This is a genomic window from Exiguobacterium sp. s192, assembly GCF_018618795.1.
GTDB classification, from domain to species: domain Bacteria; phylum Bacillota; class Bacilli; order Exiguobacteriales; family Exiguobacteriaceae; genus Exiguobacterium_A; species Exiguobacterium_A undae.
The window spans coordinates 186223-207514 of the sequence record NZ_JACSMS010000006.1 but is presented as its reverse complement, the minus strand read 5'-3'; the positions used below and the strand labels follow the sequence as shown (position 1 = coordinate 207514).

Annotated in this window: 19 protein-coding genes; 5 read left to right on the top strand and 14 right to left on the bottom strand. The window is 51.4% G+C overall.

The features are described from left to right. Positions 1-447 precede the first annotated feature (447 nt). Both KNP87_RS11770 and KNP87_RS11765 read left to right on the top strand, forming a co-directional pair. Entirely contained in the window at positions 448-1137 is a 690-nt protein-coding gene (locus KNP87_RS11770; RefSeq protein WP_214721787.1) for a zinc ribbon domain-containing protein, read from the top strand. After that, the gene (locus KNP87_RS11765) at positions 1134-1763 is read left to right on the top strand and encodes a hypothetical protein (protein WP_214721786.1); all 630 of its coding nucleotides are present in this window, start codon (positions 1134-1136) and stop codon (positions 1761-1763) included. The genes KNP87_RS11770 and KNP87_RS11765 overlap by 4 nt, the downstream gene beginning before the upstream one ends. Positions 1764-1864: 101 nt before the next feature. Here KNP87_RS11765 and KNP87_RS11760 read toward each other — a convergent pair whose 3' ends face one another. Then, positions 1865-2773, bottom strand: coding sequence for a Gfo/Idh/MocA family protein (locus KNP87_RS11760; protein WP_214721785.1), 909 nt, complete (start codon positions 2771-2773; stop codon positions 1865-1867). Between the two features lie 159 nt (positions 2774-2932). Here KNP87_RS11760 and KNP87_RS11755 point away from each other — a divergent pair, with 159 nt between their 5' ends. Then, positions 2933-4186 carry a serine hydrolase gene (locus KNP87_RS11755; protein WP_214721784.1) on the top strand — a complete coding sequence of 418 codons (1254 nt, stop codon included), beginning with the start codon at positions 2933-2935 and terminating at the stop codon, positions 4184-4186. A gap of 152 nt (positions 4187-4338) precedes the next feature. Next, positions 4339-4950 (top strand): AmiS/UreI family transporter, encoded by a 612-nt coding sequence (locus KNP87_RS11750; protein WP_214721783.1) that lies wholly within the window; start codon positions 4339-4341, stop codon positions 4948-4950. A gap of 156 nt (positions 4951-5106) precedes the next feature. Here the strand turns inward: KNP87_RS11750 and KNP87_RS11745 are convergent, their stop codons facing one another. From KNP87_RS11745 to KNP87_RS11685, 13 genes are read right to left on the bottom strand one after another with little or no spacing between them, the layout of a single operon-like run. Beyond that, positions 5107-6063: an LCP family glycopolymer transferase gene (locus KNP87_RS11745; RefSeq protein WP_214721793.1), complete on the bottom strand. Its 957-nt coding sequence runs from the start codon at positions 6061-6063 to the stop codon at positions 5107-5109. Between the two features lie 34 nt (positions 6064-6097). Next, positions 6098-6841, bottom strand: coding sequence for a hypothetical protein (locus tag KNP87_RS11740; protein WP_214721792.1), 744 nt, complete (start codon positions 6839-6841; stop codon positions 6098-6100). Between the two features lie 23 nt (positions 6842-6864). Continuing rightward, positions 6865-8019 (bottom strand): aminotransferase class I/II-fold pyridoxal phosphate-dependent enzyme, encoded by a 1155-nt coding sequence (locus KNP87_RS11735; RefSeq protein WP_214721782.1) that lies wholly within the window; start codon positions 8017-8019, stop codon positions 6865-6867. Further along, positions 8016-9083, bottom strand: a complete 1068-nt coding sequence (locus tag KNP87_RS11730; protein ID WP_214721781.1) for a lipid II:glycine glycyltransferase FemX — start codon at positions 9081-9083, stop codon at positions 8016-8018. Before KNP87_RS11730 ends, KNP87_RS11735 begins: the two co-directional genes overlap by 4 nt. Continuing rightward, entirely contained in the window at positions 9064-9684 is a 621-nt protein-coding gene (locus KNP87_RS11725) for a sugar transferase (protein ID WP_026832018.1), read from the bottom strand. Before KNP87_RS11725 ends, KNP87_RS11730 begins: the two co-directional genes overlap by 20 nt. A 16-nt stretch (positions 9685-9700) precedes the next feature. Further along, entirely contained in the window at positions 9701-10810 is a 1110-nt protein-coding gene (locus KNP87_RS11720; protein WP_028105661.1) for a glycosyltransferase family 4 protein, read from the bottom strand. Beyond that, positions 10798-12141 (bottom strand): nucleotide sugar dehydrogenase, encoded by a 1344-nt coding sequence (locus KNP87_RS11715; protein WP_028105660.1) that lies wholly within the window; start codon positions 12139-12141, stop codon positions 10798-10800. The genes KNP87_RS11720 and KNP87_RS11715 overlap by 13 nt, the downstream gene beginning before the upstream one ends. A gap of 12 nt (positions 12142-12153) precedes the next feature. Beyond that, on the bottom strand, positions 12154-13503 hold the full coding sequence (locus KNP87_RS11710; protein WP_214721780.1) for a phenylacetate--CoA ligase family protein: 1350 nt from the start codon (positions 13501-13503) through the stop codon (positions 12154-12156). Further along, on the bottom strand, positions 13493-14530 hold the full coding sequence (locus KNP87_RS11705) for an NAD-dependent epimerase (protein ID WP_028105658.1): 1038 nt from the start codon (positions 14528-14530) through the stop codon (positions 13493-13495). The genes KNP87_RS11710 and KNP87_RS11705 overlap by 11 nt, the downstream gene beginning before the upstream one ends. After that, positions 14520-15812: a hypothetical protein gene (locus KNP87_RS11700; RefSeq protein ID WP_214721779.1), complete on the bottom strand. Its 1293-nt coding sequence runs from the start codon at positions 15810-15812 to the stop codon at positions 14520-14522. Before KNP87_RS11700 ends, KNP87_RS11705 begins: the two co-directional genes overlap by 11 nt. Positions 15813-15826: 14 nt before the next feature. Continuing rightward, a complete protein-coding gene (locus KNP87_RS11695) occupies positions 15827-17089 on the bottom strand; it encodes an oligosaccharide flippase family protein (RefSeq protein ID WP_214721778.1) in 1263 nt (420 codons plus the stop codon). A 14-nt stretch (positions 17090-17103) separates the two neighbouring features. Next, on the bottom strand, positions 17104-18975 hold the full coding sequence (locus tag KNP87_RS11690) for a polysaccharide biosynthesis protein (RefSeq protein ID WP_214721777.1): 1872 nt from the start codon (positions 18973-18975) through the stop codon (positions 17104-17106). 21 nt (positions 18976-18996) lie between these two features. Beyond that, entirely contained in the window at positions 18997-19647 is a 651-nt protein-coding gene (locus KNP87_RS11685) for a YveK family protein (protein ID WP_214721776.1), read from the bottom strand. Positions 19648-19975: 328 nt separating this feature from the next. Between KNP87_RS11685 and KNP87_RS11680 the strand changes: the two genes are divergently transcribed. After that, positions 19976-21265, top strand: a complete 1290-nt coding sequence (locus tag KNP87_RS11680; RefSeq protein ID WP_251135563.1) for an O-antigen ligase family protein — start codon at positions 19976-19978, stop codon at positions 21263-21265. Positions 21266-21292 lie beyond the last annotated feature (27 nt).

The window sequence follows — 21292 nt, the reverse complement described above, 5'->3', positions numbered from 1 at the left end:
AACTCGACACTTTCCGTGAAGCCTATTGCGCGATGGAAGACGGGTTGGCCGCATCACGTGTCGTCGATACGTTTTTTGCAGAGGACGCACTGGATGTAACGGAACAACCGGACGGCAGTTATTCCGTTTGAGTGGTTTCACACCACTAACATGACAGCAAAAGAGTCTGACTCAAACGTCACTCTCTATACAGAAAACGAGGGTGGCAGACGACAAGTCTGCCACCCTTTTCTCGTTCAAAAGGAATCACTCGCTTCACGCGAACGCCTACAGGAAAACACGTGAAAAAGAGTGACTCCTTTTTTTGGCGTCACCCTGTCTGAATTCAAAGGGTACAGACAATCCGCTTTTGATTTGATTTCCAATTAATGTTATTCTGAATAGGATATTCAAAAATACGATTCATCTTAACCAATATACTCTTGAGTTCGTTAGGAGGGCTTGTCAATGGAACGTTGTTCACTTTGCGGAACCCCTTTAGAAACAGACGAGACAGCGTGTTCCTACTGCAAACACCCTGTCCTCAAAAAAATAAACACACTGGATCCACCGAATCCCCCTTCGTCCAATCGACGCTTGTTATCCTTCATCATCGTGTTCGTCATCAGTCTTGGATCTGTCGGCACCTGGTACGGGCTGACGCAAACGGAATCCACGCAAACGACGCTTGCTCCGCCTGTTCAGGCTTTACCGATAGCAGACTGGTCCGATGAGATGTCTGCCTATAACCAAACCTATTCGTCAGAAGACCCACCGGCGTCTTACGACGTCCTGAAATTTGTCCGCCAGTATACGAAAACAGTGCCGGAAACCGCCACCTATTCGAAAACAACCGATACGTTTGAGACGTTCTCGGCGATTCAATTCGCGACGCTCGAGACGTTTCATTCGGAAGTCGCCGCCTTACGGACGATTCAAGCTGCGTCTGACAGCCCGATTCCGCCCCGTCCGCACACCGTTGACTTCGAACGGTTTGTTTCAAAGGGCGCATCGTTTCAAATCAAGACGGTCGAGACGTATCAACTGACGCGGTCAGCCGGTCAACATCTCGTCACGTATGATGTCCGGTACAACGTGCGGTTACATACGGATCATCTGCAAATCACACATATCGTCCGCACGGAGGTGAAGGCATGAAACAATTCGTGATCATTCTGTTTTGTGTCCTGTTGGCCGGTTGTACAGAAGCACCTTCATCCGGCGTCCAGTCCGAGCTTGAGCTCGGACAGTACACGCAAGCCGTCGATCAATCGACACGTCAAGATACGATGCACGATCCTGCCAAACTGATGGTGCAGCTCGAAACGGCATTAGCGAGCTATCACTTCAAAGAAGTCGTCAAGATTGCCCGGACGATTGATCAACTCACCTTGGCGCAAGACAATCCGATCCGTCTCCGGGCAAAGTCTCTTCAATTGAGTGCAGAAGCGATGCTCGATCAACTGAAACAAGTCGAAGGTACCTATCAAATCGAACGGAGTACACTCGATACAGGTCTGAAAGAACGGTCGTTTCCTGCGACCGGACAAATTGACGTCTCCTTCGCGAAACGCGATGGGCTGGTTGCAACGATTGACTACCAGGACTTTGGAATGATCGACGCGCCCCGCAATGATACGGAATCGATTCGGTTTGAACCGGATTTGTCCGCCCGCCTCGCCTTATCGGAAGGTCTTGTCAGTTACGTCTTCAACCAATCCGGTTTTACACTGACGTTCGAAGGTCCCGGTGGAAAATTGGTCTATCAATTGAAAAAAATCTAAGCAGAACAAGATACAAAAAACGAACGGTTTCTCTCAATCAAGTGAGAGGAACCGTTCGTTTTTTGTGTTTTCCCGGACGATAGGACCGGTTTGAGTATGCCTTACAATTCGTCCAACCGTTTGACGACTTCTGCGCAGAGTTCGTGCGTCGCCAGACTGTCTTCCCCTGTCACCGATGCCGACGGATGACCATGGACGGTCTCGATGAACGCATCGACCATCTCGACGAAACCGCGTCGGCGTAATGTCGGTTCCCAGTTATCGAGCGGCAACCGGAGCGTTCCACCCTTTGTCAGCTGTTCGACCGATGTGACGTCGGTTGCGACACGTTTTTCGTTTGGTCCCATCACTTCGACCCGTTCTTCCGTCACCCCGTTGTTCCGGTTCATGATGCCGATGGCCGTGATGCCGTTTGCTTCAAATTGAATCGTGACATGATGCAACAATCCATCTACTTTTTTACCGCGGACTTGCAGGTTCTCAATCTCACCGCGTCCTGTCAAGAAACGAAGCGTATCCGCGACGTGGACAAAATCGTCGAAGATAAACGTCTTAGCATCTTCAATGAATGAGGTCCGATTTTTTTGCATGACAATCAAATTCGGCTCTTCGACTTCCAGTAAGCTTCGGTGCGCCGATGCGAACCGGCGATTGAAGCCGGTAATGAAATGTAATCCGCTGGCTGTTGCCTGTTCCGTTAATGATCGGACTTCCTCGACTTCGAGCGAGACCGGCTTATCGATGTAGATATGGATACCCGCATTCAGCAACTGTTTGGCTTGCTCAGCATGGACCTTTGTCGCGGAATGAATCAGCGCGACTTGAATCCCATTTGTGATCACGTCCTCGATTGAATCGAGCGTTCCGGCGAATCGATAAGCTGTCTGCAATCGCTCGGCTTTTTCCCGGTCCGTCGACACGAGATACACTTCTAAATCCGTTCGTTCAGCATAAACAGGCAGATACGCTTTTTGGGCAATATCCCCTAAACCAATTACTGCAATTTTCATCTGGCTTCCTCCTTGAACACGTCTTTTGCTCTCATTCCCTATGTTAACGGGTTTCATGCTTCTCGTGTAGCCGAAGTATTTTTTTTGAAAAAGAAGATAATTTCCTTTTTTTGTTTTATGATAAGAACATATTTTGCAAAAGGAGGGAATGAGATTTTTATGAAGTCATTATTCAGGATTTGTTTGACACTCGTCCTACTCATCACATTATGTCTCCCGGCCTTACCTGCTCAAGCAGCCAGCTATCAGGTCATCGTCACCTCGACGATTGGTGCGAACATTCGGACGAAGCCCAGTACAAGTTCATCGGCAACGATTACCCGTCGTGCCCCGTACAAAGCTAAGTTTACTGCCGTTTCCTATTCAAACGGTTGGTACAAGATCAAGGACGGGAATGCTTACCGTTACCTGTCGAACCAAGTAGCGGCGAAAGTCGGGACCAGCTCGGTCAAGACTTATAAAATCATCGTCTACTCGACAGCCGGTGCCAATGTCAGAACGTCTCCAAGTACGGCCTCATCTAAAAATATCAAACGGCATGCTACATACAAGTCAAAATTTAATGCCGTTTCCTATTCGAATGGTTGGTACAAAGTCAAAGGGAAAGTCAATTATTATTACGTCTCGAATCAAGTCGCCAGAAAGCTGACGACGAGCTCACCTGCTCCATCGAGCGGCAGTTATCCGGTTGCCTCGATGCGTTATTTCAAGCTCGGATCATCCGGTTACGAACTGACGAAAGAAAGTTTTGCCCGCCGTTACCCGGCGAGTACGACGAAGTTATTGACGGCACTCGTCGCTTATGACGCCGCTGCCAAAAAAGGGACACTCGATCAGACATTTACACTGACCTATTCGATGTTGTCCGTTCCTGCCGGCAGCAGCTCCGCTGGTTTCCGGTCGGGTGACAAAGTCACGATGCGCCAACTCTTGAACGGGATGCTCATCCGGTCCGGCAATGACGCAGCGAAAGCCATCGCGGTCCGCACAGGCGGTTCAGAATCGAACTTCGTTTCCATGATGAACAGCCGGGCGAAAGCGATCGGCATGTCCGCCAGTCATTTCATGAATCCGCATGGTTTTTATCACGCAAGCCACTATACGACAGCAGCAGATATGCAGAAGCTTGCCAATACGTATGCCAAGTACAGTTACTTGATGACAGTCAGCGGACGCAAGTCGTACCAGACCGCCGTTAAAGGACCGTATGCACGGACATTGACGTGGTACCACACGAACACGTCACTTCCGGGAGACACGCGTGTCTACGCCAGCAAAACGGGCTATACACCGGAATCTGCGTATACTCGTGTCTTCTTCATCAAAAAAGGCTCGACGCGTTACGGTCTCGTCACGTTAAAAGGAACGCTCCCGCAAACGGAGACGACGTTACGCTCCGTCCTCAATCGCTAAGAACAGTCTCTCGGATTCGCTTTCTCCTGAAAGTGACATCGAGAGTCTTTTTTCTGTTGATTCCTCCTCGAAAATTTACTTGCATTGGAAGCGAATTCATCATATGGTTAAGTTAACAATCAGACGTCTGACGTCTTAACGGAGGAATTCATGTGGGAAATGTAAGTTTGTTATTCGGGGGCGTTGCGCTCTTTTTAAATAGCCTGTCGTTGTTCGGGAAAGTTGATTTAAAAAGTGCCGGTCTGTTCAGTTTATTGACCGGTTTATTGCAGACCTTCATCGCGACGTGGCTCGTCATCGGTGCAGCCGGTGATCCGGCGTTGACGTTCGGTTATGCCAGCATCTACTTGTTTGCGTTTACGTATCTGTATGTCGGCATCACATTTTTATTTGGACTCGACGGCAGCGGTGTCGGCTGGTTTTCGTTATTCGTCGCCATCGCCGCTCTCTTCTATGCTGGCGTCAGCTTCAGTACAGGTGACTGGATTGGCGGCGCCACGTGGATGTTCTGGTTCGTTCTCTGGGGTCTGTTCTTCCTCGGTATGGGCTTGAACCTCAGCGTTGATCCCTTGACGGCACGGGTCGCGATTGTACTCAGTTGGCTGACGTTGATCGTTCCGGCGCTCGTCGGTCTCCGCTTCGGTACAACGGGTGCGAATTATCAACTCGTCTGGAGTGCCGCGGCCATCATGACGGTCTTGTATTTTGTCTATTCCGCGGTTAAATTCGTTCCCTTACGAACGCTCATCCGCTCGAAAAATTAAAAACAAGCTGATACGAACGTCGGTTTTATAAAACGGAGGGAGGTGGATATCAAAATCCGCCTCCCTTCTTTCATTTCAAAAAGATCATGTGTTGCATAAGACCTCTACAGGAAAAAGCGCAAGTCACCTTGCGCTGTCAGAGGCAAACACCGGTAGTCACTGAAGCTCATTCTGTAACGTCGTCTGGACTTGTTTCAGCGAGGCTGCCGTCGGATGCCAGTAGTAAATCTTATCTGATTCAATCCCTCCGCTTCCTTCAAGCGACAACGCTTCGACATTTTGTAGACTGGCGCGGTAATCCGTCGCCAGTTTCCGGACGACCGGGAACGGGATGTCGGTCTTGACGTTTTTCCCGACCGCCGTCAAGACGTCATTGAATCGCGTCAAGGAAAAATCAGCCGTCAATTTATCGGCGACTGCCTGAACGACTTGCCGTTGCCGGATTTGCCGTCCGAAGTCCCCCCGCGGATCGTCATACCGCATCCGGGCATACGCGAGTGCTTCTTTACCGTTCAGCGACAGCTCGCCTTTCGGGAACTTCATCTCGTAATACGAGAAGTTGATATCGTTTGCGACCGTCACTCCGTCAACCGCGTCGACCAGATCGGTAAAGCCGTCCAGATTGATTTCTGCAAAGTAGTCGATCCGCAGATCGAGCAGATGCTCGACCGTCTCACGCGCCATCTCCGGTCCGCCGAACGCATAGGCGTGGTTGATCTTATCATTCGAGCCGTTGCCGATAATTTCTGTCTTCAAGTCCCGCGGGATGCTGAGCATCTTGCTTGAACCGGTTTCCGGATTAACCGTCACGACGATGATCGTATCACTCCGCCCCGCTTCGTTGCCGCGTTGATCCACACCAAGCAGTAACAACGATATGGTTTCCGATTCGGTTTGTTTCCCGGTTGATTTCTTCTGATCTGCTTTTTTGGAGTCTGCTTTTTTTCCTTGTTCCGCTTGAGCGGTTTCTGTTGACGGGACACTCGCTTGGACCGGTTCATCGACCTCATCGACCAGCTGACTGTTTTGATGATAGACGTACCCACCTGATCCGAAGAAAACGAGTAATCCGATACCTAATGCCGTTAAGATCAGCCATCTCCATTCTTTCATCACGATTTCCCTCTCTCCTTCGAATCAAGTCGATTTACGATTGACGTTGGTTCAAGACGATCATCACGGCATTGCTCCAACTGCCGAATAAGGCTGTGATGACACCGATGCTCGGTGTATTCCGTCCTTCACTGAACTTTTGATAATGCGCAATCGTCAAGCCGTCGCGTTCATTTGCTGCTTCTGCGAGAACATGTAACACTTCTTCTTCCGTCCAGCGTTTGCGGGGTTGTTCGATGCCGATGATTTCCAAGGCGTTGCTCCACGAACCGTACCGCCTCGCAATCGTCGCAACCGTCGGCCGGTTTTTCCCGGCTGCCCACTTCGTATACGTTTGACTCGTCAAAACGGGTAACGTTTCCTGTGCTTCGAGCAGGGATTCAATGATACGTCGCTCCATCTCCTGCACCCGCTCCTTTAAGATTTCCGCTTCTGATAAGGCCTGCTGCCACGAGTTGAATTGATGGACGATATCGGTCAAGCTCGGCGCCTGATGTTGCTGAGCCCATTCACGGTACGTCGCACTCGTGAAGGGTTCCAGTTCCTCCTTCGCAGCGCGTAACGCTTCGATGATATCCGATTTGGTAAAAGCGACGCGAACGGTGCCGATACCGGCCCGTTCCAAAGCGATTTGCCAAGAACCGAATAAAATCAGGATTTCTGCGACACTTGGGTACTGGGTATTCAGTTGCCAACGAAAATAGGTATTGGCCGTCAGTTCATTTTTCCCGTTCGCAGCGAGACGGAGTGCTTCGATCGCTTCCTCCAAATCGCTCATCACGATGTCTCCCTCCCACACATTCATAGCTGCACATTGCGTCGAACATCTGCAACAAGTCCTTGCCGAACCGAACGGATGACCAGTGCCTGCTCCGTAAACGTCATTTGGGAAGCAGACGGCAGGCAGATCCCTTCTTCAAACAGTCGACGGCTGACATCCTGTTCTTCACCCGTGATATACGGAACATCCCGGTAGACCGGTTGCAAGTGCATCGGTTTCCAGACCGGACGCGATTCAATGTTTTTCTGTTGCAACTGTTGAATCAGCAGATCCCGCTGTTCCGTGCCACCGGGGACCGTCATGGCCGTCAGCCACCGGTTCGCACGACTGCCGCTGATTTCCTGTTGATAATGACGGGCATCAATCGTCTCGAACGCCCGGACATACCGCTGAAAGATGGTTCGGCGCGCCTCGACCCGGTCTTCGATCACTTCGAGTTGTCCTCGCCCGATACCGGCAGAAACGTTACTCATCCGGTAGTTGAAGCCGACTTCCGTATGTTCATAATGCAAAACGGGTTGACGGGCTTGCGTTGCGAGATAAAAGGCCCGTTCGATCAAGTGAACATCATTTGAGACCAACATGCCGCCACTCGAAGTCGTGATGATTTTGTTGCCGTTAAACGAGTAGATGCCGAACGTGCCGAATGTGCCGGTCATCCGTCCGTTGACCGTCGAACCAAGTGATTCGGCTGCATCTTCAATCAACGGCACATCGTATTCCTCACAGATTGCCGCCAGCTCCTCGATTTTAGCGACGACGCCGTACAGATGGACGACGATGACGGCTTTCGGTAACCGGCCGCGTGTCGCTGCCTGGATCATCGCCCGGCGCAACGCGGTTGGTGACATGTTCCATGTATCGGATTCAGAATCAATCAAGACCGGTCGGGCACCAACGTACCGGATCGGGTTCGTCGAAGCGACGAAGGTCAATGACTGACAAAACACGTCATCTCCTGCCGTGACACCGAGTGTCGCCAATGCCAAATGAATCGCTGCCGTGCCGCTGCTCGTCGCAAGTGTCGCTTGTGCTCCACTGTAGACCCGCATACTGGCTTCAAAAGCTTCGACGTTCGGACCGAGCGGTGCGACCCAGTTGGTTTCGAGTGCTTCCGTGACGTACCGCATTTCCTGACCACTGAGGTGTGGGATGGATAACGGGATGTTTTTCATGATGACTCCTCCCCTCTTCGTGACAGCTGACGAACCGGCGTCCGGTATAGCGGAAACCAATCCTGCGATGAGAACACTTGATTTTTCAGATGCTGCTCCGATAACTGGGCGTAGATCAACGGGTTCAAAACCGAAGTCCCGAGCGCGTACTCGGTCTGTTGAGGACTGAAGGAACGTTTGTAGGCCAGTAAACTGTCGGCCTCGTCCCGCGTCGTTCCGCCGCCTAAATGAAGGGCGGTTTTTCCAAGCTCCTTGGCCCGGCGGATCATTTCGGCAAATAACAGATGATTCGGACGGACAGCCAGCTGTTCGGGATCCGATGCGCCGAGATGATAATGGGCGAACTGCTGACCATAGAGGACGATGCAACCGGCGATGATGGTGCCGTTTCGTTCGGCAACCAGCAGCTCAGCCGGTAATCGTCCGTCTTGCAACTGCCGAAAGTACTGATCGCTGAAGTAATAGCGGGCATCCGCTTGATGTTTGTCCATCGTCAATCGGTACAGACGGATGAAGCTTGCATATTCTTCCGGCCGGGCAACCCGGACCGTCACCGCTTCACGCCGCGCCTTTTTGATGTTCCGCCGCGTCATCGAGGAAAAACGTCCTTCAATTACGTCGATTGGATCGGTCAACGGCACCGTGACAGTTCGTTGGATCACTTGAGCACGATCACACCAGGCTTGACCGAGTTCATGATTCTGAAGGACCGGATGAAACCGGACCGTTTCCGTGATGATCCGTTCTGCGTGACAGTACGCGAGAAAATGACGCCGCACCTCTTGCACCTGATCCGTCGACCACAAGCCGATGAAGACCGGGCCTCCATATCCGTATGGGGTCGTGATGTCTTGAAAGGGGGTTCCGGCTATCGGTCGTTTCAAGTACGGATAGATCAAGATGCCGAACTCGGAAGGACAGATATACATCTCTGGTACGGCTGACGGCTCTTCCGCCAGTTCGAAGTATGCATACTCGTAATAACAATCCAGTCCGTAATGTGTCACGAGCGCATTCCATTCCCGCGAATCGTGAATCAATCGTTCAGCGCTTAACGACATCATGAGGGACACCCCCGTCCAACCCTTTGAATTCGCCCATCCCGGTCTGATGATCGGTTGAGTTTCCTTCGGATAAAACGACGATCTTGACGGTCTTGAAGAGGATATACAGATCGAGTCGGAACGTGTGGTTTGCAGCGTACCACTGATCCTGTTCGAGCCGTTCCTGCCAGGTCGTCGCGTTTCGTCCGTGAATCTGCGCCCAACCGGTCAATCCGGGCAAGACGTCATGCCGTGTCATCTGTTCTTTCGTATAGTGGTTCAAATAACTGACGAGCAACGGGCGGGGACCGACGAAACTCATCTGTCCGCGTAGGATATTAAAAAATTGCGGGAATTCGTCCAGACTCAAACGTCGGATCCATTCGACGGATTTCGGAATCCGTTCGGCGTCCGGCAAGAGATTGCCTTCCGCATCGGTCTCGTTCGACATCGTCCGGAATTTATAGATCTTAAACAGTTCTCCTTTGTAGCCGGGACGGACCTGATTAAAGAAAATCGGGCGTCCGAGCTTCGTATAGATGAACAAGGCGACGAGGAGATAGACGGGCAACAGGACGAGAATAGCGAGTAGACTGACTGTGAAATCAAATGTCCGTTTCATGATGACGTCCTCCTTTTCATAAGGTCGAAAAGAGATCGAGTTGCCGCTTGATGACATCTGCTTCGTTAAAGTGTTTCATTGCCCGTTCGAAGCCGGCCCGACCCATCTCAGACGCGACGGCCGGCTGTTCGACAAGATTGAGCATCCGCCGGGCCAACTGCTGCTCATCCTGCACTTCGACCAGGTAACCGGTCTTACCGTCGATGACTTCTTCGCGGCAGCCGCGGATATTTGTTGCGATGACGGGTTTTGCCGTCGCCATCGCTTCGATGATCGAGCGCGGCACCCCTTCGCGATGCGATGGAAGAACAAACGCATCGACTTGGTGCAACAGCGTCGGCACATCTTCGACGAAACCGAGATAATCGATGTTCGGGATTTCCCGGATCCGTTTCATGAACGTGTGTTTCGTCGTCTGATCCCGTTCACTCGCCATCATTTCACCGGCGATGACGAGCCGGACATCCGGTTGAACCGCGACGACGTCTTCAAAGGCGTTCAACAATTCGAGAATGCCTTTTTCTTCGACGATCCGACCGATGAATAAAAACGTAAACCCGGCATCCGTCTGACGCGGACGGGGATAAAAGCGGGTCAAATCGATCCCGTTTCCGAGGTGCATCAGCCGGGTCGTGTTTTTGAACCGTTTCCGGTTCGCCAGTTCATAGTCTTCGGCACTTTGGAGTAACAGGTAGTCCGTCGCGAACCGAGCGAGCCACTTCTCGACTGAGTACGTCAGTTGATAGGTGACGCGACCCATCTTTTCGTGAAAGTAAAAGCCGTGGGCGGTATAGACGATATGTTTCGTCCCGGCCCGCTTCGCAGCGACCCGGCCGAGGGCTGCTGCGACCGGCGTATGCACATGTACCGCATCGTATTGTCCGTCTTTTAGAATCTGGACGATCGAGCGAATCGTCTTCCAGTTACTCGTCCAGTCGATTTTCCGTTCGATTGGAATGTCATGCATCGTGAAGCCTTGAGCGGCGAGCTTTTGCGCCGCTCCGGTATCCGCACAGGCAATCCCGACATCGTGTCCTGCTCCCTTCAAGGCGAGCAATAAAGGCTGAAGCATCGTTTCCGCCGTCGTATCGAGGGCACAGACTTGAAGGATTTTCAGAGTCGCCATAAATGCACCCCTTCCGGTTTTTCCGACGGTGTCAGCATGCCTTTGATGTCGATGACGATTCCCCGTCCGACTTTGAGCAGGTGTTGTGCAAGCAGCCAGTTGCCTTCGACGTACTCTTCATGGGAAACCGCGAAGATGACGACGTCTGCCGGTTTTAGATCCGCGAGATCGACTAAATCGATCCCGTATTCGCGTTTCGCATCTTCTTTTGCGACGAGACGATCCGCGACCTGGACTTCAATCCCGAACTCTTCGATTTCCTTGACGAGGTTCGCGACTTTCGAGTTTCGGATGTCACTGACGTTTTCCTTAAACGATAGGCCGAGAACGGTGACCCGGGCACCGAGGACCGGCATGTTTTGTTTGATCAGATTCTTGACGAGTGATGTCGCGATGAACCGTCCCATCGTGTCATTGATCCGCCGTCCGGCTAAGATGACTTCCGGATGATAACCGAGTGATTCGGCTTTCATCGTCAAGTAGAACGGGTCGACGCCGATACAATGTCCGCCGACGAGTCCTGGACGAAACGGCAGGAAGTTCCACTTCGTACCGGCGGCTTCGAGTACCTCGAGCGTGTCGATGTCCATCCGGTCAAAGATGATCGCCAGTTCGTTCATCAGGGCGATGTTCAAGTCCCGTTGCGTATTCTCGATGATTTTTGCGGCTTCTGCGACCTTGATTGACGATGCCCGGTGGACTCCGGCATCAACGACCGCTTCGTAGACTTCCGCGACGATATCGAGCGTTTCTTGATTTTGGGCCGAGACGATTTTTTTGATCGTCTTGAATGTGTGTTCATGATCCCCTGGATTGATCCGTTCCGGTGAGTAACCGACGAAGAAGTCGACCCCTGCCTGCAGACCGGAAGCTTCTTCGAGGACCGGGATACAATCCTCTTCTGTCGCGCCCGGGTAGACCGTCGATTCATAGACGACGATATCCCCTTTGTTCAGTTGGCGTCCGACGAGCTGCGAAGCCCGGAGGAGCGGTGTCAAATCCGGTTGATTCTGCGCATTGATCGGTGTCGGGACGGCGATGATGATGAAGTCGCTTGCGTGAAGTGCGGCTGCGTCCGTCACGTAGGCGACGTCTGCATTTTTGAGGACGAATGGACTGAGTTCAAGCGTCGCATCGATACCTTCTTTCAGTTCGGCGACGCGTTGCTCCTTGATGTCAAAACCGACGACCTCTGTTTTTTCACCAAAGGCGACGGCGACGGGAAGACCGACGTATCCGAGACCGACGACGGCAATCGAACGGTTGGCGATGGGGAGTGATCGAGTTTCGGCTGCTGTCGTATCTACGATGTGTTTGACTGCCTTATTCATGATGGATTCCTCCTATTTCATCGACTGTCTGACGATCAGTGTTTTTCCATTCGGTTCCTGCTTCATCTGCCGGACCGGCTCGAGCGTGACTTGCATCGAGGAACCAAGCAGCTTCTGCATCTCGCGTAATAAGATTTTTTCATGTTTCGGGACAAACCGTTGTTCGTCCGGAATGTACCGGAGCGTCACTTGATTTAATGCGTATTGTTCGACTTGCAGGCGTAAGACCGAGTTCGGTAATTCGCGGGCAATCGTCGTGATGTCTCCTTCAAACACTTTGCCGCGCTTTTCACTGACGATGTAGCTTGTCCCGCGTCCGTCAATCGACTCAATGACCGGACCGTTCAAGCCGCAGCTGCATCGCTCGTCGCTGAGTGTCATTCGGTCGCCGATCCGGTAGCGGATCAGCGGTGTCCCGCGTGTCGTAAAACATGTGACGACGACCTCTCCGCCCTCTCCGTACGGTTCGATGATTCCCGTTTCGTGATGCAGATGGAGTTTCCGCTCCCGGCATTCGGAAATGATCGGTGCCCCTTCCGAGGAACCGTACTGGTCAAAGACCGGAGCTTGAAAAGCTTCTTCGAGCAGGTGCCGCATCTCCGGTGTCACCGTCTCCGATGTCGGGAAAATCGCTACCAACTGAAACTCAAGCCGGAGATTGTTTTTGAGTAAATATTGGGCGATTTCGAGCATCGCCGTTGGTGTCCCGTCAAGCGCCGCCGGCCGAAAACGATTCAGCTCCGCGATATAAGCGGGAAAGTTCTCTTCTTTCATGTGGAAAATCGACAACAACAGTTGATTTAACGGTCGGTTCATCCGCCAGAAGATCGGCTTTTTCTGATCCACTGCCGTCAACGTCCGACCGGTGAAACTCGCCCGGCGCATGCCGGAATAAAAGCCGTGCAGTTCTTTAAAGTAATCGAGATGTGCCATCCGTTCCTGCACGTCTTCGCGTACAAAGGCGACTTGGAGTGACTTCCCGCTCGTTCCACCGGTTCGGCCGCGAACCGGAGCATCGATGTTCGACATGAACGCTTCATTTTGTTGCCTGAGCGTCTCCTTTTCAAGGATCGGAATCGTCTTCAGCTGTTCCAGTGAGGTGAAGGGTAATCGGATATCGTGTTCTTGAAACAATTTTTGATAGTACGGCGTGTGTGCTTGGACGAACAGGAGAAACGCATTGAGACGTTCGAGCTGTTCGATCCGGTAATCCACCGTCCGATCTTTCTCCCGCAGATCTTTCATTTTCGCTTCATATTCGGGTCCATATCGTTCCTGCATCAGCTTTTTACCGTAAATAGAAGTCAAAATATTCTGAATAAATATCGGAGATTTGTAGTAGAAATCTTCTTTAAGCGCCATCTTGTACTTCCTCCTTCAGCTGATAATGACGTTCATACCAGTCGATGAATGCGTGAACCCCGTCTTCGATCGTCGTCTGTGGACGGTAGCCGATCGTTTCGAACAACGAGGTCACGTCTGCGAAACTTTCCGGAACGTCGCCTGCCTGGAGCGGCATCTCGTGTTTGATGGCTTTTTTACCGAGTCGCTGTTCAATCAAGGCGACGAATTCATTCAGTCGAATCGGGCTGTGACTGCCGATGTTGAAGACACGATACGGGACATTGCTGCGGTCGGGTAAGGGATCTTCCTGATCAAATGCCGGATCGGCGACCGGTTCAGTCTGCATCAGCCGGTAAATGCTTTCGATGATGTCGTCGACATACGTGAAGTCGCGTCCCATCTCACCGTAGTTGTATAGGTCAATCGGTTGACCGTTCGCGATCGCTTCCGTGAACTTGAACAGTGCCATGTCCGGGCGTCCCCACGGTCCATAAACGCTGAAGAAGCGAAGACCGGTCGTTTTGATTCCGTAAAGACTGCTGTACGTGTGGGCCATCAGCTCATTCGCTTTTTTCGAAGCAGCGTAGAGGCTGAGCGGATGGTCGACCGCATCCGTCGTCGCAAACGGCATCTTCGTATTCGAGCCGTAAACGGAACTGGAGGAAGCATAAATCAGTTGTTCGACCGGATGATGCCGACACGCTTCCAGGATCGAAAGGAAACCGACGATGTTTGAGGTGATGTAGACATCCGGCCGGTCAATGCTATAGCGGACACCGGCTTGGGCGGCCAGGTGAAGCACGAGATCAATCTGTTCCGTCTCGAACACTGTGTGGACGGCTGCTGTATCTTCAAGAGAGATCCGGTAAAACGTGTAGCGGCTTGGATCCAGTTCGATCAACCGGGCTTCCTTTAACGCCGGATCGTAATAATCATTGACCTCATCCAGTCCGATCACCCGGTATCCTTCTGCCAAAAAGCGACGTGCCGCATGAAATCCGATGAAGCCTGCAATCCCGGTAATCAAAATCGTTTTATTCTGCACGTTTCTCAACCTCCTCGAAGTGATGAAGCACCTGATAGCGGATGTAATGAATCGATGTATAGACAATCAACAGCATCGGGAACAACTTGTAGCGATGGCGGATCGCCGTCCCGACATTCCCGGTCCCGAGACCAAAAATCAAGGCATTAACGACGAAGAGGATCAACATGAACAGAAGCACACTGCCGAACGGATGTTGTTTGAGATATTTCAGATGCAGCATCGTCAGACCAAACAGCAGGAGATAAAAGACGGCATCAGCGAAGAAAATTGCGATGTTCATCAGGCTCGACCACTGCCACGGGAACGGCGAGAACAGGAAGTAGATCATCCGGATCGGAGAATAGACAATCATGTCGAGTGGTCCCGTCACCGTCAGTCCATTCAGATAAGCCGATCCACCGCGGTCATAACTCATCCCGCTGAACAATTGCCCGTTTTGTGAGACATGGGTGAATTTCGCGAACAAGACGTCCTGGAAGCTGTAGACGATGAATCCGACGAGCACGACTTGAACAAGGAGACGCTGGACTTTCGATGCTTCGAAATCCATCCGCTTCGTCTCGTGATTGTAAAAGGAAAAGTAGACGAGTAACACGAGAATGCCGATGGCGAGTCCCGAGTGAAACACGGTGCTGACGAAGTAACCGGTATACGCGAGCGTCAGGCTGACTGCTGATTTTTCGACCGTCCAGCGCACCATGTAATAAAGCGTGTAGACCATACCGAGTGCAACGATTTGGTCACGCAGGAGAATCGGTGAGAGCAACAACCCTTGGGCGAAGAAGGCGAAGATTCCGGTTGCGATCAAGACGTAATGCATCGGTAACTTCAGCAACAACAGTGTTTTTGACAAAATGACGATTGAGACGACACCGAGGATGACGTTTAAATACTGAGCCAACATCCGCTCCGGTCCAAACGCGAGATAAAAGAGACCAAGAAACTTCGAGTAACTTCCTCGGACGACCTCGTTGAATGTCGTCGGATCGGTGTAGATCAGCAAGCCCTCCAGGTGGAACGCCTCCGTATCATCCCCGCTGTGCGGTGGGAGCCGAAACAGTTCGAGATCGACCAGCATTAAGGTCAGTCGAATCAGAAACGCGGTGACGAAGATGAGAAAAAGTGGCGTCGTGTCCGCTTGTTTCAAGAGGTACCACATCAACAGGACCGAGTTGATGACCAGGAGTGTCGCGACGTATCCTTCAGAAGTCAAAAAGAGCGGTCGAACCAATTGGCTGAGCAAGGCTTCGATGGCAATGACAATCAGGATCGGCCGCATACTTTTCCCCTCCTTCAGCTGCTTTGTTCGATGGCGAGTGCGAGTTTACGTGGATAGAGTGAACGATAGAGTGCCGGGATCAGTAGTCCGATCTGGGTGACGGCACAGAGGGCGTAAGCGATCGTTGCCCCGTACAACCCGTACATCGGAATCAAGATGCTGCAGGCGACGATGTTGACGACGACACTGCCGAAGATCGAGATCGTCTGGACCCGGAACTGTTGAAATCCGGTCAACAAGGCTTGGATGACGGTTGAATTGTAGAAAAAGAGTGAGGCGACCATCATCAGGACAAAAATCGTATGGTACTGAACGAAGGAGGCATTGTAGAAAATCGTCAGCCCCCATTTTCCAAAGAAGATGGATCCGATAATCAACAGGATACCGACGGCATTTGTCATCAGCAGCATCGAGCGGGTCAGCTTCCGCAGTTCCGGGAGACTTTGCCGTTCCCCGCTGTCAGACGAGAAGTTCGGTAACAAGACTGCGACGAGTGAGTGGATAAATAAACTGCCCAGGACCAGAAGGTAAGCAATACTTGCGTAATAGCCAAGTTCTTCCGTCCCGATGGCTTGACCGACGAACAAGCGGGGAATGTTGGCGTTCAAGGCAATCAACAAAGCGACGAAGCCCAGTGGGACGGCTTTGATAAATAACTGTCTCCCCGTTTGATACCGCTCGCTCATCGTGTTGTTTTCAAAACCATGACCGATGCGCCGGACAGTCGGTAAGTCATACAGGACGAGCATGACCAAGTTCCCGGCGACGAGCGCGAGCACGAACCCGTGAATCGAATGGGTCGTAAACAAAATCAAGGCGGCTCCCGATACATTGACGAGACTGCGGAAGATTTTTGATAAGGCCACTTCCTTGAATGCCATATGACCTTGGAGGAATCCGTAAGCGAGATCAGCGAACGATTCCATGTATTTGTTCAAATAGACGAGTAACGTCAGCCACAAGATATCGGCTTCTCCGAAGAAGTAGTAGACGACGAGTAAGACGAAGACACCGACCGTCAGCAAGGAAAAACGGGTTTTGATGAAAAGACTGAAGTTTTTCAGCCCGGAACGTTCTGCCGTCAAAATCGTACTGGCATTGAGCCAACAAAACATGACGATGGGTGCCGTCAAAGCGAGCGCATAATTGAAATAACCGATGTTGAGCGGGGTGCTCCATTTGATCAACAGGGTCAGGATCATCCACTGGTGCAGCGAATACGCTGTATCGGCGATGAAGATGAGATTGAAGCGTGATAACTGCCGGGCTGATTTCATACCGTCTCCCCCCTTTATTCCCGGGCGACCCGAATCGCGGGTGGAATCGTTTCCGGAATCGGACCGGTTCGATTCGTCGCTTCGAGTAAATACGTCCGAAGTGCCTGTTCATCGTCAATCGCGAGCGCAATATCGCGGAGATACGGATCAATTGAACCGAACGGTCGGGTCTTTCCGACTAAAATCTTATCGAAGACCCGCTCTTCATGAACCTCCTCGGTCGCCAGTAATTCTTCGTACAACTTTTCGCCTTTGCGGATACCGCTGTAGACAATCGGGATCTGTTCTTCCGTAAATCCACTCAAGTGAATCAAGTTGCGGGCGAGCGTCGTGATGTTGACCGGTTCCCCCATATCGAGGACAAATACTTCGCCCCCTTCAGCGAGGACACTCGCTTGGATGACAAGCCGGCTCGCTTCCGGGATCGTCATGAAGTAACGCGTCATCGCGGGATCCGTCACGGTGATCGGTCCCCCGTTCGCAATCTGTTCCTTGAAGAGTGGGATGACCGAGCCGCGGCTCCCGAGGACATTTCCGAAGCGGACGACAGCGAAGGTCGTTTCGCTGTTGCGGGCGATTTGCTGAATGACCATCTCGGCGATGCGTTTCGTCGCCCCCATCACACTTGTCGGATTGACCGCTTTATCGGTCGAAATCATGACAAACCGTTTGACGCCGGCTGCTTCTGCCGCCAAAGCGACGTTCCGCGTCCCGTAAACATTGTTTTTGACAGCTTCACTCGGATTATCTTCCATCAGCGGAACGTGTTTATGAGCCGCTGCGTGATAGACGAGATCCGGTTTGAAACGTTGCATCACGTCCATCATCCGGTCCGCATCCTGCACATCGGCGATGACGGAATGAAGGGTGATGCCGTCCGTCACGGCTTCCAGTTCCCGACGGATCAAGTAGATGCTGTTTTCACCATGACCGAGTAAAATCAGATGATCCGGTTTGAACTTCGCCAGCTGGCGGCAAATTTCAGAGCCGATTGATCCACCGGCGCCGGTCACGAGCACCGTCGCCTGACTGACACTCCGTTCAATTTCCGTGATATCAAGTTCGACCGGTTCCCGTCCGAGCAAATCGGCGATCGATACTTCCCGGATCTGATTAACGGACACTTTCCCGGATGCCAGTTCCACGAGCATCGGCAACGTATGCGCTTCGACTTTCGTCTGTTTGATCCGGTTCAGCAAAGCGACCCGGTCCGGATAGGATAAGGACGGGATGGCAAGCACGACGGCCTCGATCTTGTATTCCTCGATGATGCATTCGAGCTGTTCGATGGCTCCGACGACTGGGACGCCATGAATCATCATCCCTTTCAGCTCCGTCAAATCATCAAGTAACCCGACGACGTTCAGGATGTGTGCTTTTTTCTGTTTCAGTTCTTTTGTAATCATCTGACCGGATGCACCGGCACCGATGATCAACGTTCGTTTTCCAAGTGTTCGGTTCTCCCGCTTCAATTCGAGGTGACGTCCCCGGATCAACAGCCGGACGAACAAGATGCCGTTTAAGACAAGACCGGTTTGAAGAAAGACGGCCCGTTCGACCGCAAAGTCGAAGAGCGCATATTCGAGACCGAGTAAGACGAAGCTGCTGGCGACGACGACGACGAGTAAGACACCGAGGTCACGCAAACTCGCATAGCGCCAGATGATTTGATAAAAACGCATCCAGTGAGCGACGAGTGTCAAGGCCACCCATTGGATCAAAGCGATTTCGACTGCATCAATCAGTTCAAAGTTCGCGGTCAGATTCAGGGGATTGAAGAAATAGAATGTCACGACCGTCGCTGCGATGATGACCGCGGCGTCGATCAACCGCAAAAGACCGATTTTGAGATGCCTGCGGTACTGATGAAGTGGTGGGGCTTGCATGACGGCTCCTCCTTTCTCTGGTTATGAACGGCTAGGACGGCTGACAGCTTGCGGGTAAGCCGGTTCTTTTGTTTCTTCAGCGACTGACTTTTTTCCAAGGGCCCGGGAGTAGACGATCAATAATCCGAACAAGAGACCCAGAATGCCACCGATTGCCGTGTTCATGAGGATGTTCGGTGAGACGGGTTTCGTCGGGATCCGTGCCGTCGAGAAGACTTCCGTGCTGCTCGTTTTGATCAATTGAGGTAAATAATCCTGAAAGACTTCCGTCATCGTGTTTGCTTGGATTGCTGCCTGTTCCGCCGATCGATCAGTGATGGATAAGGCGATGACTTGCGAATCCAAGTTACTGGAGACGGTCAGGCGGTCCGTTAAGTCAAAAATTCGTTTATCGGTCACGTCCATCTTTTGAGCGACCTGATCGATGACTTCCGGACTTCTCAGGATATCTTGATAGGTACTGACGAGTGTCGTCGTGGCTGTCGCTTCCGCATCTTGTTGCGGAACGACAAGGATGTAGGCAGTCGCCTCATAGGTCGGAGGAATCACATAGGTGCTGACCGCATATCCTGCACCCGCAAATAGAATCGCTAGCAAGCAGAGAATCCACCAGCCTTTCTTCAATGTCGTCAAATGATCTCCGAATGTCTTTTTTTGATGGATGGAGCTCACGCTGTTCACCTCTTTCTCGTTACCTGACACGTTGGATGGACATTGGTTATGGTTACACCTTATTTCCAAACGGCTACCAAAACAATTAGAGCTTGGTGGAAATGATTATATTTTTTTGAGGAGTCATTATGCCCGCGTATCGTTAACTCACCGAAAAAGATTGATTCACGAAAAAAAGACGATTCACATAAAAATGATCGCCGTTTCATCAAAATCATCCCCATAAACTGCATGATGTTCATAAAATTAAGGGTAAATACCAATTTGATGATTAATAAGTACGAAATTCGGTAATAAGTCCTATATGAAGGGTGGATAGAGATTAGTAATGATGTTAAAATCAGTCAATATACCTGAATCGATTGGCTTATTCATCCTAGCACTTTGGGTAACGATCGATTTATGGACCCGTCCTTTATCTTTTACGGACGAAGTCCTGCCGCATCAGTGGAACGTCTGGATCGCCGTTGTCTATCTCGCTCTGTTCGTGACATTTTATCTCATCACCCGTCCCTTGTATTTTCCACCACGTGCTTTGACGCAACGACTCGTCAACCTGTTTTTGATCTACCTCACCTTTCACACGCTTGTTTTTCTGTTTCGTCCAGCTACCGCTTCTTCGCTTTCGTTACTCCATCTGTTTACGACGTGGCTTTTTGTCATCATCGTCCTATCACTTACCGCTCGCCCATTCGTTCGTTGGTTTCAGTTATTGAACCTCATTCTCTTGTATCAGGCCTTATTTCTTGCAGCGTATGCCTTACTCGTCTCATTTGGTCAACACTATGTCCCAATCGATAACATTCAATCGTTACGACTTGGTCCCGTTTCCTTATCTCAGCTGTATGTCGGAGAACAAGGCAGCTTTCTCCGCACGGCCAGCCTGACGAATAATCCCAATACCTTTGCCGCTTGGCTCGTTCCCGGTGGACTCATCGCCTGGATGTATGTCCTCCAGTCGCTTGCCTGGAACAGATGGCGTTTCTGTCTCTTGTTCGGAAGCTTCCTGTTGCTGATCGTTATTGGTTTGATCCTGAGTGCCTCCCAGACCGGGATTTACTCCTTTTTCCTGCTTGCGTTACTGACGACCGTCTTACGGTTAAAATGGAAACGGCTTCGCTACCAAGTGACGGCGCTTTACTTGCTTGGCGCCGGTATCGTTCTTCTCTCGATGTCGTTTAACCAAGCCTTGTTTTCACAAGTAATCAGTCTCAATGGACGCAGTGCACTCTGGCAGGCAGGAATTGCGGCTTCCACCGACCGCCTTTGGTTTGGACACGGACTCGGTTCTTCTGCTGTTGGACTCGAAGAACAACTTGGTCCGAGCACGTTGTATACGTTCCACAGCACGCCGATCGTCTATCTGTATGAATTGGGTGTCGTCGGTCTGTTGCTCTATCTCGCTTCGTTCCTCCTGATACTCGTTCAATTGATTCGGGATTACCTTTATGATGATTCCTTATCGATTGCCTTGCTCGTGCTCAGTCTTTGGTTGCTGTTTCTTCAGTTCACAGAAAGCGTACTCGTCCGACCGAGTGGATTTTACTTCATTTGGCTCAGTTTGCTGATTTATGCGACACGCCGTCGCACAACCTCACAAGAAAGTACCCACACCTAGACGAACACCTACATGAAAGGGGTATAA

Bases quoted from the DNA above. Each gene is read 5' to 3' on its own strand.
- KNP87_RS11690 (WP_214721777.1), bottom strand. From the start codon at position 18,975: ATGCAAGCCCCACCACTTCATCAGTACCGCAGGCATCTCAAAATCGGT.
- KNP87_RS11765 (WP_214721786.1), top strand. From the start codon at position 1,134: ATGAAACAATTCGTGATCATTCTGTTTTGTGTCCTGTTGGCCGGTTGT.
- KNP87_RS11680 (WP_251135563.1), top strand. From the start codon at position 19,976: ATGATGTTAAAATCAGTCAATATACCTGAATCGATTGGCTTATTCATC.
- KNP87_RS11695 (WP_214721778.1), bottom strand. From the start codon at position 17,089: ATGAAATCAGCCCGGCAGTTATCACGCTTCAATCTCATCTTCATCGCC.
- KNP87_RS11720 (WP_028105661.1), bottom strand. From the start codon at position 10,810: ATGGCGACTCTGAAAATCCTTCAAGTCTGTGCCCTCGATACGACGGCG.
- KNP87_RS11760 (WP_214721785.1), bottom strand. From the start codon at position 2,773: ATGAAAATTGCAGTAATTGGTTTAGGGGATATTGCCCAAAAAGCGTAT.
- KNP87_RS11770 (WP_214721787.1), top strand. From the start codon at position 448: ATGGAACGTTGTTCACTTTGCGGAACCCCTTTAGAAACAGACGAGACA.
- KNP87_RS11745 (WP_214721793.1), bottom strand. From the start codon at position 6,063: ATGAAAGAATGGAGATGGCTGATCTTAACGGCATTAGGTATCGGATTA.
- KNP87_RS11735 (WP_214721782.1), bottom strand. From the start codon at position 8,019: ATGAAAAACATCCCGTTATCCATCCCACACCTCAGTGGTCAGGAAATG.
- KNP87_RS11740 (WP_214721792.1), bottom strand. From the start codon at position 6,841: ATGAGCGATTTGGAGGAAGCGATCGAAGCACTCCGTCTCGCTGCGAAC.
- KNP87_RS11730 (WP_214721781.1), bottom strand. From the start codon at position 9,083: ATGATGTCGTTAAGCGCTGAACGATTGATTCACGATTCGCGGGAATGG.
- KNP87_RS11710 (WP_214721780.1), bottom strand. From the start codon at position 13,503: ATGGCGCTTAAAGAAGATTTCTACTACAAATCTCCGATATTTATTCAG.
- KNP87_RS11725 (WP_026832018.1), bottom strand. From the start codon at position 9,684: ATGAAACGGACATTTGATTTCACAGTCAGTCTACTCGCTATTCTCGTC.
- KNP87_RS11755 (WP_214721784.1), top strand. From the start codon at position 2,933: ATGAAGTCATTATTCAGGATTTGTTTGACACTCGTCCTACTCATCACA.
- KNP87_RS11715 (WP_028105660.1), bottom strand. From the start codon at position 12,141: ATGAATAAGGCAGTCAAACACATCGTAGATACGACAGCAGCCGAAACT.
- KNP87_RS11700 (WP_214721779.1), bottom strand. From the start codon at position 15,812: ATGCGGCCGATCCTGATTGTCATTGCCATCGAAGCCTTGCTCAGCCAA.